This is a genomic window from Legionella norrlandica, from assembly GCF_000770585.1.
GTDB classification, from domain to species: domain Bacteria; phylum Pseudomonadota; class Gammaproteobacteria; order Legionellales; family Legionellaceae; genus Legionella; species Legionella norrlandica.
This window is the reverse complement of sequence record NZ_JNCF01000084.1, coordinates 1-10285: the sequence shown is the minus strand read 5'-3', so window position 1 is coordinate 10285 and position 10285 is coordinate 1. Positions and strand designations below refer to the sequence as shown.

Genomic DNA, 10285 nt, shown 5'->3' with positions numbered 1-10285 from the left:
CCGGAAATGGGGAAGAGCCGATTTATAAGATGAGATGGATTGTTTTTCTATTGATTCCACAATCACTTTATTTCATTGCAAGTAGCATGGATATATGCCAAAACAGAGATTTTTTAAATCCGTTATTGGGGGTAATGACCTTATTCAGCACAATGCTTTTGTTGGCCTCTTGTGCCCCATCAACAACGACCAATGATTAGCAACAACGGATTAATTATTTTAAGCAGATTATTACCACCTTTCAAAAACAAGAGGAAGAAGTAGCCGAAAATATGATGGCAAGTGACAAAAGACTTTAGCTCGTAAATCGGGTACACATCTTAGCCATCACTATGCAAAATGGCGAATTTATTTTACTCAATTGAAAGCGACATTAATTTTATATTTTTACAATTAATACTTTTATTCACAATCAAAGTAAGTAATAGTCTTATATGGGTATGTTAAAAGCACGCTAAATAAAAGGAATTATAGGTATGAAAATTGTTTATTTAATAATTAGCTTTATGATTCTTCTTTTGAATTCGGGTTGTGGAGGATTACGTCAATTAAATGCAGATGCGAAAAATGTTAACTTGTATTTTTCCTATCCTACAGGAAATTGCCGTTTCTTAGGGATTATTAAAAACCCAAATGTACATGAAGTTATGGATATCCGCTCCTCTTTAAAAGATCTAGAAAAAGATGATAATAATTTTTTAAAAAATGAAGGCGCGAAGTTAGGAGCAAATGTTATCGTTCTTATAACCCATACACCAAGGGAAGCTCATAAGAGATATGTAAGGGGATCAAAAAACTTAACAACTATTAATATCCATTCCGTAATAGCTAATGCATATTATTGTCCCTATGTGAAAACCGACCAATTACAACAAAGAAGTTTAGAAATTAAGCAAACTCCATTATTTGAAAATGATGATCTGCAGATAAATCATTAAAAAATCCAGGATCCTGGGTTAAATTACAAAACTAAGGATAATTTAACCCAGTATCGTCAGATAAATTGTCACCATCCTAAAAGACATGAGGAAGGATTTTCTTGGGAAGAGAACGCTCAATACCTCAATAAACAAGGTTATTGATAGGTGATAATGTTCCTCATTGATGGATTAGTATCATGAAGGTGACTATTTATTCCTATGAATTCATAAAATAATTCCACTGTATATTTGGCTTTTTAAAAAAAGAACAGCAACTCCTAACGTGATTGTATCTTGAGTAGTAGACTCTCCCTGACTTCGAAGAATCCACTTAAGAGCACCATACTCTTCATCATGTTCGTACTCTGTAAAAATATTAAGCCCTGGCTTAAGACGATAATAAGGTCTAAGGATATAACGCATTTGGTTTAAGCCATTGCCAATTTCATTTTTGACTACGGTATGAGTGGCCAAAATGCTGCGAAGTCCTGTGAGGAAGAAAAAGTTATTGGTCAGTTGGTTAGCCCGAGCTAACTGAATGTCAAATTTCACACTGCCATCACGGTAATAGGTTCTAATGTTGGTATCAATATACCAAGGCATTAACCCTTCAATACCAATATCAGGTTGCCAATAAGGGCCTCCCGGGCGATAAAAATAATTGACCCCATCTTTAATGGCTGAACTCACAGGGGTTAGGCCTAGCATAATGATTTATCCTGTTTGCCATTCGTCTGTATGAACGCTACGGTTTGATTGAGACACCACAACGTGCCCCGCCAATATCAAGAAGACGTCGTTGATTGCCTTCAACTTTGCCAAACTCAGATTGCATTAAAAGCGATCTTAATATTCAAATATAACATGATCCATCCACTCTCCATGTGGGTCATTAGAAATACCAAGCAACCAAGAAGCAGCAACAACCAACTCTTTGGATAGAACTAAAGCCTCTTCAGGTCCTGGGCTTCTCGTACCCTGCTCCCAATTCCCAATCCTGGCAGCGCCAAATCCTGTTCTCTCTGCCAATATTTTAATCGTCAACCCATTTGCTTTTCTAGCCTGCGTAATCCTACTACCTATAATTTTTTTCATGTTCATTTAGGTTCATTTGATATCAAACGGAAATAGCCCATTGACACTAAAAAGTGCTTATTTACAATGGGTTATCAACAACACGTTTCGTGTTATTGATTGATACTAAATGAAATTATTTGATATTGCAAACACTGAATTTGGAACAGTGTTTTTAGATGGATGAATAAGAAAATGGGATTTTTGTTTGTTACTACTAACGAATTATCCGCACTGATGGGATTGCCTTATATCCAGCAATCGACCTACTTGCTGGGGATTCGACCTTATATGGATAGGGAAACCTTTCTGGTTGGGGTTAAACGAAAAATCAGTTATCAGCAACTCGCTGAGGCTTTATATATTGAGCCTCATCAAGGCTTTCAACAATCCGGTAGTCCTAGTCGTCAACAATTGCGAAGAATCATCTATGCGCTGGAGAGAGCTGGTTTAATCAAGATTGAGTCCATAGGCATGAACCTGATTGTAAAATGCCTTTTAGCTGATACGGATATTTCTGTCCAAAATAAACCCGACACAAACCCGACACAGCAACCCGACACAAACCCGAACATCAAAAAGAATTACAAATCATCAAGTTACGATGATTTTTCTAAAAAACCCAACACAGTTGAAAACATAAAACCCGACACACCTCATAACTCAGAAAATTTGTGTGTGTATGTGCGCGCCCAATTTCAAAAATTTTGGGAACTTTATCCACAGAAGCAGGATGAGACTAGAGCATTCCAGGAGTTTTATAAACTCAAACCCGATGAAACTCTGTTTAGGCAGATGATGGATGCACTGCATGCTCAAATTGAAAACCGTTTAGACCTGGAGCTCTGTGGTGAGTGGGTTCCTAAATGGAAATTTCCAGCCAATTGGCTCGCCCAACAATGCTGGAATGATGATCTTTTACCCGTAAGAAAACAGGAGCAAGGCCATGCAAACACTCAAACAAGTTTTAGAAAAAAATCAGCCGCAGATATTCTCGCTGAATCCTGCAAAGAATCCAGCTTCAGCATCAACTTTGAAGACGAACCCCAAACAGGAAACAACGTCATCCACTTCGACTCAACAAGAAGCGTATGACAAACGGGTGGATACTTTGTTCTTAAGATTTAATGCCATCTATGGTGCCTTATGGCTTTCTGCTTATAACAATGAAAAAGCCCTTGAAGCAGCCAAGCTGGAATGGGCTGACAGCATCAAAGAATTTGATAGCCAGGTATTAACCTTTGCGGTGGAAAAAATAAAAAGAACGCAACAACGCCCTCCCGTTATTCCTGTCTTTGTAGAACTTTGCATCAGCATTCAAAAAAGTATTAAGGCAAGAGAAGAAGCTCTGCGGGCTAAACCCGAAAACCATAAAAGAACCGACCCACAAATCGTTAAATCCCACATCAAAGAGATGATGGAAAAGCTAACCAGTCCCTCAGTTAAGGAGAAAAAATCATGCTGATCCTAGACCGCAAAATTGGTGAAGAAATCTATATCAATAAAGGCAAAATCAAAATCACTGTTCTTTATGAAAAAAATGGCCTGATAGGAATTGGTGTCAGAGCATCCAGCGAAATCGATATCGATCGCAAAGAAGTCTTTATCCGCAAATACATTCAAAAATTAGACCAAGAAAACAAGTCAAATCAAGGATAGGGATAGTTATGTTGAGAACAACCATTATTGGCCTTTTAGCCTAAGCAGCCTGCAAATACAAGCTGCTAATATCACCCAGGTTGGACGTTATGCTACCGTGAATAATCAACCCCTGGCAGCACAGATAAATCCGCTTAAAACAGTCCAGCAGATTCATTTCCCAAGCTCAGTTCAAACGATAGGTGAAGCGGTTGAGTATTGGCTTCGTTATTCAGGTTACCATCTTGCTCCCCAGAATAAGCAAAACGAAAGCCTTAAACAAATCTTCCAACAACCCCTACCCCAAGTCACCAGAAACCTTGGTCCTTTAGCTATAGCCGACGGGCTCACGGTATTGGTTGGGAAAACCCTGTTTAGCCTCAAGCAGGATGACCTCTTAAGAGAAATCAATTTCAGTCTTAATGCAAGGAGAGCACAATGAAGAAATTTCTGGATGCCAAATGGCTTGGCCTGGTTGTTTTAAATGTTCTGGTGATTGTGTTTGTGTGTGTAAAACACCAATCTTCATCCATCAATAATAACAATCTGAATGGTCTGGAACAAAAACTTATAACTATTCAATCGCAATTAAATAAACCTAACCAACAACCCGACCTTTCTCCTATTACTGACAATATCAAACAGCTTGGGGATTTCATCCAACAAATGCAAAACAAAGACGACCATCAATTAGGTGATCTTTTTTCAACCCAACAAGCTGCTATTAAAAACCAGCTTGATGGCATTAGAGAATTGTTGAAGCATTTAGATAGCCAAAAGCAGCCTATTAAAATGCTGCCAGCAAGCGAACTTCCTTTTAGAGTTTTAAGCATAGACAGTGTACAGGAAGTTTCAGTCGCATCGGTTGCTTACGATTATAAAACCCAAGCCCTAGAGAAAGGGGATTCCCTAGCCAGATGGAAAATCCTAGATATCAATTTTGCCAAGCAAACTATCGAATTTGAGAACGCAGATAAAGCCCATGTCCTGATCCATTTGACCCAACAAGAGGTGAACAATGAATAAATTGTCTGCCATCGCTCTAAGCCTGTTATTAGGCCAGCAAGCAATCGCGGGTTTGTATATCCCTGGCATTGCCACCTCGCCCATACAGCAAGCCAACAATGCCCTAGCAAAAGCAGGTCTTGCAGAATTTCATGATGAAGTCATCGAGGAAAAGGATTTCCAACTTAATGATGATCAAAAGCAAGAAGCGAAAGTCTGGGGATTGAATGAAAAGGAAGAAAAACGCTATCTGCAATTAATGCAAAGTAGAAGCGGTGTGTATTATAAAGACTTGCGCATGACACCTATTGATATTCTTGGACTTAACGCCAGAGATGATGCGGAACGTGAACATTTTGCAAACCTTGCTGCTCGCCAGGAAGCACAAAAAGTGGCGCAAAATATCGCTTGGAACAATGCTTTTTATAAGGCCTATAACGAACTATTTAAAGACGTACCCGTGGTTGGCGATTTTGATCCCTCCCCTTACTCACCCTATGCTCATCAACCTATTCAATTAAAAGAGGGTGAAACACTCTATTTATTTATAAAACCTGACGATGCGGTTACCACCATTGTACTGCAACTGATTGACGCGATTAACCGCACTCCCAATACAAAACTTAACCTGCTGTTTCTGGATATGAACAATAACGCCATACAACTGTGGGCGAATCGACATCAAATCCCCATTCAATTAGTGACCAATCAGCAAATCACGCTAACCCCTGGCAACCAACAATTTGAAGGCTTAGCACTTGCCAAGAAACAAACCCCATTACTGTTAATAGCCAATGGTAAAACCTCGCAAGTTGTCGATTTAGGAAGATTTTAATGATTAGGATTCTACTTTTACTGTCGGTCGCGTTGAATGTTCATAGCATGAACGTCATTCCTTTAACCCTGTCACAAAGTGATACGTCATTAAAATTAAATTTGTCCAGCCCAATAGGCGTACCAGCCAAAAGCAAAGCCACCGCAGGCAAAGTCAGCCGCAAAACATTGGATACCACTTTATTAAACATACCTTTGTTTGTCATAGGTGCAGATAAAGCATCGATTCAATGGTTGGAACAGCATCAAGAAGAATTAAAATTCATGCAAGCCACAGGATTCATTACCAACGTCAATGACTTTGAAACCATTGTCGCTTTGCAAGAAAAATTCAAACTACCGTTACTGCCTGTCAATGTTGACCCATTGCTTGCATACCTTCATGAACAACATTACCCCTTAATCATTGCTGAGGGGGCTGTATGGCAGTAAAGCAATATTCAAGGCAACTGACCATGCAATTAACCATAGTGCTATTCTTAGGTTGGTTAGCAATTATTATCTGGGCATTGAGCCAATGGATGCTGCATGGCTACCCCATCGCTTTTGAAAAAGTGAATATCCTTGTAAACACTCAAAGAGAGGCTATTAGTCCTGTTTATCAAGGCTCCCTTCTGGCAGTCCTTCCTTTAAATGCCAAACCAGATTGGGCATTAGCCATTCCTTACGTAAACAAATTGGTCATTAATGATCTTGCCAAGGATTTAATCGAAAAATCACAACAATTCTTGCAAATCCTTTTATTAAGCAGCCAGTGCCTTTTAATCAAACTCATTATCTTATTCGCTGCCCTGCCCTTATTTGCTTTAACCATGATTGCAGGTCTGGTTGACGGACTAAATCAAAGAGCGATACGCACTGCTTGTTTAGGCCGTGAATCCTCTTATGTGTTTCACAGGCTTAATCACTATTTAAAAAAGGGTCTTGTGATTTTACTTATGCTGTGGCTTGCCCTGCCCGTCAGCATCACCCCTGCTTATGTTTTTGTTCCTATCAGTTTATTGATGGGGTTAATGGTAGCGATGACGGCCAGCCGTTTTAAGAAGTATTTATAGGGAGAAACCATGAAACGATTGCTTTGTTTGACCTTGATAATGATAAGCCTTCAATGCTCAGCAAATAACCCTGATTTAAATGAAACTTTGGTGCGCATCATTAATCAGATTAACGCCATCATGCCTTTGCTTGATGAAGCGCAAACACAAGTAACACCTAATGCTCGTATCCAATTGCAAATAGAAGGATTTGAAGACCTCCAAGGCCAGCATCACTCCGGATTGAGAGAAGACTTGCTAAATATCCGCAACGGCCTGATTGACTACATCAACCAGCCCATCATTGCCCCTCGAAAAATTAAACCATTAGAAATGGATTTTGTGAGGAAACCTTAATGAGTAAAGACGAAATAGCGAGAATGTTTGCTTCAACATTCAAACAAGCCAGCAACAACATCTCAGCCCAAGTCTTTTCCAGCAGTATCCGTTTTATTGCCATAAGCCTGGTGATTTTAGCGGTGATGTGGTGCGTCAACCACATGATGGGAACCGAGGAAAAACAGCAACAAGGATACTTGCTGAACTTCGGCTCTCGAATGGTCAGGCTGGTCATTGGCCTGATGATTTTCATTTTAGTGTTATTCGTTAAGGAGACAACATGAAAACAACGCTTCGCACGCTCTACCTGGGAGCTGTCAATCTTTTTTACGCCCCTGTGTTATTGGCAGATAACTGGTTCCCTAAAATTTCTGATGCGGACAACATCGGTGACGGTTCCAAAAGCATGATGTCGGTAACAGGCAATTACGTCAAACAGGGTCTTGGCTTATTGTTGTTCATCACCGCAGTCGTGACCTTTATCAAGTTCATTACCACAGTACAACACGGTATTGAAGAATCCAAAAAGAACGAAGGTTCCATGGTGGCCTTCGGTACTTTTGCCGTAATGGGAATCACCTATTTAGCCATTAGCATCGCTTCTGGTTACGTGGGTTACACCATGATTACCAAGTTCAAAATATAGGAGGTGAAATTATGAGTCAGCCTTCTTCGCGCCATCTATCACATGACTTTCCAGCCTGGAAAGGCTTAAGTCTGCGTGAATTGTTTTGGATTGTCATCACTACAACACCAGTAACTACCTTGCTTTTTATTCTTTTAGGAACAATGGCAGGGTATCCACTAGCCGCTGGCTGCATCGGTTTTGTGATTGGATTCATCTTCTCCATTACCGTATGGCCAAAAGGAGTCGCCCGTATCAAAGCAGGCAAACCTTATGGTTATGTGATGAAGAAAACCATTCAATGGATGGTGCGATTAAGGCTCAAACACTCGCCCTGGATTCATTATCAGGGGCAGTGGCAAAAGAATAAATCTGTTGGAGAGCCTCATGTTTGAATATTGGAAAAAAATCGACAGCCTACAGCATCATAACCGTTTATTACTGGCTTTTATCGGCCTGTTATCAGCGATCGTTTTGGCCTTAATCATTAACCTCATGACCATGCCCAAACGCTATGAGTTTTGGCTAAGCCCTAATATGGCGGCCAATGGCGGTTTAATGAAAGCAAGCGATATCCCTAATGAATATGTGCAAGGATTTGTGTCCTCATTAATACCCACGCTATACACCTGGTCTAATAAAGGCAAAGAAGAATTTAACCAAAATATCAAAGCCTTTCATTATTATTTTACGCCTCGTCATGAACAATTACTCAGAGAAACGCTGGGAGCTTATAAAAACGCGCAGCTCTTTGACCGCAGTCAAGTAGCCAGTCTCTATCGTTTCATGGAGCCTCAAGATATTAGAAAAATTGGTCCTGATACCTGGGAGGTGAAATTAATCCTGCGCATTACTCAAAGACTGAAAGACAACAGCGGTATGGTGATTGCCGACAAGGTAGTGGCCTATCACCTACGCGTGGTCAAACTCAAGTTGTCTCGTTTACACAACCCTTTCCAACTCGCTCTCGATGGCTACACCCGTCCTGAAGAACGTTTACAAGATTTATTGGTCGACACGGAGGAATCCCATGAAACTCATTAAACACATATTATTAATAATTGGCTTTATGCTCACGCAAGTAAGCTACGCGCTGCAAAGTGAACATCTGGTTTGGGAAAAAGTCCTTTAACGATTGAATTACCTATCAATAAAGAAAGGCTCGTTCAATTTCCCCAGGCCATTAAAATCATTGATCAACAACTCAGTACCAACTTAGATATTCTGAAAGTAAAAGGCAGTCTGTATTTAAAGGCCAAAGACACCTTCAACGATGCACGTTTGATTGTACAACTCTTACCAGAAGGCGAAGTGCTCATACTGAATCTTAAAGCAAATGAGAAAGCCGCCAATACCACGCCTATTGAAATCCTGATAGATAATCCCAAAACCACTCATCAGTCAGGTGCAAGCCAATACGAATACAACGCCATCCAGCTTACCCGCTTTGCTATTCAAGCCTTGTATTCACCTGAACGTGTCAGAAATATTCCAGAGGGTATTTATCGCTCGCCCATGCAAACCAACAAAACCATTCCCTTATTTTATGGTGCAAGCATTGAAGCGCACCCTCTGGCTTCATGGCGCGGCGGTAGCCTTTATGTGACTGCGATCGATTTGAAAAACCTGTTAAATCAACCCGTGAAACTGCAATTTTCAAAACTCATGGGGCATTGGCAAACTGCAAGTTTCTATCCCAAAAGTGAATTGCCTCCGCGAAATCAACACGAAAGTACAACTGTCTTTGTGGTTTCTGACCAACCCTTTGCCGCAGCACTTACTCAACATGCGAGGTACAGCCGATGAACAAAAACAAAGGCATTAAAATCTTGGCTGGATCTGTGGTGTTTGCGGTCGTCATGATTCTTATCAATAGCCGTCATAGTACGCCTATCCATGATGACACACCTAATCCCAACAATTTTCATGAAGCCATCACCAGCCAATTCAACGACAACATCCGTGATGTGTCTGCAAGACTCCTTGAAACAGAAAAGAAGCTGGAACAAATGCACAAGGAGAATAAATCGCTGCAAAAACAATTAAAGCAACCGATACAAGAAGCAAGCCATACGCTACAAGATGAATTGCAAACGCTGAAAGAAAAGCTCTCAGCACTTACCGATCATCAAACTCAATCTTATCCCATGGAAGGCACTCAAGCTCCTGTATCTGGCCAACTCAAAGATCTGGATGGACTGCTGGATAAAGCCCCTATTGAAGGAAAAATATTTGCAGACCAAGACTCATCCACCAAAGAAAAAGCGCCAACCAAAACACCCTTCTATACCATTCCGGCAGGTAGTGATTTTAGCAAGGTTACACTTTTGTCTTCCCTAATGGGTGAAGTACCTGTTGAGGGCAAACTGATGCAGCCTTTATTTCCTTTTACCGCAATGGTCAGCCGTGGTGATTTAATGACTGCCAATGGGATGCAATTACCGGAAGAAATTATCGGTATGAAAATCAGCGGTTATTCCATTGGCGTAGGCTCTTTCCTTGATAACATCAGCTGCGTCCGTGCTTATGTCACCTCAGCTTTATTTGTCTTTGAAGATGGACATTTCGTCAGTGCTGGTCAGGAACAAATGAAAAGCTCTGCGGAGCTGGTGAACAACGACAGCATTGGTTATCTAACTACTCAATTCGGCAATCCTTGCATTAAAGGACAGTACATCACTAATGCTCCCAGAGTTTTAGCTGCTTTTATGGCTGCTGGAGGTGTTCAAGGGGCAGGCAATGCTTTATCCAAATGGCAAATGAGTTATCAAGCCGAAGGCGGTTCTGCTATTGCCACGCCTACTGGTGATTTAGCC

16 protein-coding genes and 3 pseudogenes are annotated in these 10285 nt (G+C 40.7%); 17 read left to right on the top strand and 2 right to left on the bottom strand.

Going from position 1 to position 10285, the window contains the following annotated elements; all coding sequences use genetic code 11:
* Together OK13_RS14885 and OK13_RS12765 are read left to right on the top strand one after the other, a co-directional pair.
* Positions 1–200 (top strand): annotated as a pseudogene (locus OK13_RS14885) (hypothetical protein); the annotation flags it as partial.
* A 276-nt stretch (positions 201–476) separates the two neighbouring features.
* Positions 477–938, top strand: coding sequence for a DUF4156 domain-containing protein (locus OK13_RS12765; RefSeq protein ID WP_011215154.1), 462 nt, complete (start codon positions 477–479; stop codon positions 936–938).
* Between the two features lie 207 nt (positions 939–1145).
* Here OK13_RS12765 and OK13_RS12760 read toward each other — a convergent pair.
* Positions 1146–1601: pseudogene (locus OK13_RS12760) on the bottom strand (copper resistance protein B); the annotation flags it as partial.
* A gap of 165 nt (positions 1602–1766) precedes the next feature.
* Positions 1767–2021: a helix-turn-helix domain-containing protein gene (locus OK13_RS12755; protein ID WP_011215153.1), complete on the bottom strand. Its 255-nt coding sequence runs from the start codon at positions 2019–2021 to the stop codon at positions 1767–1769.
* A gap of 168 nt (positions 2022–2189) precedes the next feature.
* Between OK13_RS12755 and OK13_RS12750 the strand changes: the two genes are divergently transcribed.
* From OK13_RS12750 to OK13_RS12680, 15 genes and pseudogenes are all read left to right on the top strand, one after another.
* Positions 2190–3089 carry a hypothetical protein gene (locus tag OK13_RS12750; RefSeq protein WP_011215152.1) on the top strand — a complete coding sequence of 300 codons (900 nt, stop codon included), beginning with the start codon at positions 2190–2192 and terminating at the stop codon, positions 3087–3089.
* Positions 3028–3459: a hypothetical protein gene (locus tag OK13_RS12745; RefSeq protein WP_229290860.1), complete on the top strand. Its 432-nt coding sequence runs from the start codon at positions 3028–3030 to the stop codon at positions 3457–3459. Before OK13_RS12750 ends, OK13_RS12745 begins: the two co-directional genes overlap by 62 nt.
* Positions 3453–3653, top strand: a complete 201-nt coding sequence (locus OK13_RS12740; RefSeq protein ID WP_011215150.1) for a carbon storage regulator — start codon at positions 3453–3455, stop codon at positions 3651–3653. The genes OK13_RS12745 and OK13_RS12740 overlap by 7 nt, the downstream gene beginning before the upstream one ends.
* Before the next feature lie 49 nt (positions 3654–3702).
* Positions 3703–4074 (top strand): PFGI-1 class ICE element type IV pilus protein PilL2, encoded by a 372-nt coding sequence (pilL2, locus tag OK13_RS12735; protein WP_080464839.1) that lies wholly within the window; start codon positions 3703–3705, stop codon positions 4072–4074.
* On the top strand, positions 4071–4658 hold the full coding sequence (locus OK13_RS12730; RefSeq protein ID WP_011215148.1) for a hypothetical protein: 588 nt from the start codon (positions 4071–4073) through the stop codon (positions 4656–4658). Before pilL2 ends, OK13_RS12730 begins: the two co-directional genes overlap by 4 nt.
* Complete coding sequence (locus OK13_RS12725) at positions 4651–5472, top strand: TIGR03759 family integrating conjugative element protein (protein WP_011215147.1); 822 nt, start codon at positions 4651–4653, stop codon at positions 5470–5472. Before OK13_RS12730 ends, OK13_RS12725 begins: the two co-directional genes overlap by 8 nt.
* Positions 5472–5903 carry an integrating conjugative element protein gene (locus OK13_RS12720; protein ID WP_011215146.1) on the top strand — a complete coding sequence of 144 codons (432 nt, stop codon included), beginning with the start codon at positions 5472–5474 and terminating at the stop codon, positions 5901–5903. Before OK13_RS12725 ends, OK13_RS12720 begins: the two co-directional genes overlap by 1 nt.
* On the top strand, positions 5894–6526 hold the full coding sequence (locus OK13_RS12715; RefSeq protein ID WP_011215145.1) for a TIGR03747 family integrating conjugative element membrane protein: 633 nt from the start codon (positions 5894–5896) through the stop codon (positions 6524–6526). Before OK13_RS12720 ends, OK13_RS12715 begins: the two co-directional genes overlap by 10 nt.
* Before the next feature lie 9 nt (positions 6527–6535).
* On the top strand, positions 6536–6862 hold the full coding sequence (locus OK13_RS12710) for an RAQPRD family integrative conjugative element protein (RefSeq protein ID WP_011215144.1): 327 nt from the start codon (positions 6536–6538) through the stop codon (positions 6860–6862).
* A complete protein-coding gene (locus tag OK13_RS12705; RefSeq protein WP_011215143.1) occupies positions 6862–7128 on the top strand; it encodes a hypothetical protein in 267 nt (88 codons plus the stop codon). Before OK13_RS12710 ends, OK13_RS12705 begins: the two co-directional genes overlap by 1 nt.
* The gene (locus OK13_RS12700) at positions 7125–7490 is read left to right on the top strand and encodes a hypothetical protein (RefSeq protein WP_011213425.1); all 366 of its coding nucleotides are present in this window, start codon (positions 7125–7127) and stop codon (positions 7488–7490) included. The genes OK13_RS12705 and OK13_RS12700 overlap by 4 nt, the downstream gene beginning before the upstream one ends.
* Positions 7491–7501: 11 nt before the next feature.
* A complete protein-coding gene (locus OK13_RS12695; protein ID WP_011213424.1) occupies positions 7502–7864 on the top strand; it encodes a TIGR03750 family conjugal transfer protein in 363 nt (120 codons plus the stop codon).
* Positions 7857–8513, top strand: coding sequence for a TIGR03746 family integrating conjugative element protein (locus tag OK13_RS12690; protein ID WP_011213423.1), 657 nt, complete (start codon positions 7857–7859; stop codon positions 8511–8513). Before OK13_RS12695 ends, OK13_RS12690 begins: the two co-directional genes overlap by 8 nt.
* A pseudogene (locus OK13_RS12685) lies at positions 8500–9275 on the top strand (TIGR03749 family integrating conjugative element protein). Before OK13_RS12690 ends, OK13_RS12685 begins: the two are co-directional and overlap by 14 nt.
* On the top strand, positions 9272–10285 hold a 1014-nt coding region (locus tag OK13_RS12680), incomplete at its 3' end, for a membrane protein (protein ID WP_035891343.1). The pseudogene OK13_RS12685 and the gene OK13_RS12680, both read left to right, overlap by 4 nt.

Excerpts from the sequence above, each read along its gene's own strand:
- OK13_RS12765 (WP_011215154.1), top strand. The coding sequence starts at position 477 with ATGAAAATTGTTTATTTAATAATTAGCTTTATGATTCTTCTTTTGAAT.
- OK13_RS12755 (WP_011215153.1), bottom strand. The coding sequence starts at position 2,021 with ATGAACATGAAAAAAATTATAGGTAGTAGGATTACGCAGGCTAGAAAA.
- OK13_RS12750 (WP_011215152.1), top strand. The coding sequence starts at position 2,190 with ATGGGATTTTTGTTTGTTACTACTAACGAATTATCCGCACTGATGGGA.
- OK13_RS12740 (WP_011215150.1), top strand. The coding sequence starts at position 3,453 with ATGCTGATCCTAGACCGCAAAATTGGTGAAGAAATCTATATCAATAAA.
- OK13_RS12730 (WP_011215148.1), top strand. The coding sequence starts at position 4,071 with ATGAAGAAATTTCTGGATGCCAAATGGCTTGGCCTGGTTGTTTTAAAT.
- OK13_RS12725 (WP_011215147.1), top strand. The coding sequence starts at position 4,651 with ATGAATAAATTGTCTGCCATCGCTCTAAGCCTGTTATTAGGCCAGCAA.
- OK13_RS12720 (WP_011215146.1), top strand. The coding sequence starts at position 5,472 with ATGATTAGGATTCTACTTTTACTGTCGGTCGCGTTGAATGTTCATAGC.
- OK13_RS12715 (WP_011215145.1), top strand. The coding sequence starts at position 5,894 with ATGGCAGTAAAGCAATATTCAAGGCAACTGACCATGCAATTAACCATA.
- OK13_RS12710 (WP_011215144.1), top strand. The coding sequence starts at position 6,536 with ATGAAACGATTGCTTTGTTTGACCTTGATAATGATAAGCCTTCAATGC.
- OK13_RS12705 (WP_011215143.1), top strand. The coding sequence starts at position 6,862 with ATGAGTAAAGACGAAATAGCGAGAATGTTTGCTTCAACATTCAAACAA.
- OK13_RS12700 (WP_011213425.1), top strand. The coding sequence starts at position 7,125 with ATGAAAACAACGCTTCGCACGCTCTACCTGGGAGCTGTCAATCTTTTT.
- OK13_RS12695 (WP_011213424.1), top strand. The coding sequence starts at position 7,502 with ATGAGTCAGCCTTCTTCGCGCCATCTATCACATGACTTTCCAGCCTGG.
- OK13_RS12690 (WP_011213423.1), top strand. The coding sequence starts at position 7,857 with ATGTTTGAATATTGGAAAAAAATCGACAGCCTACAGCATCATAACCGT.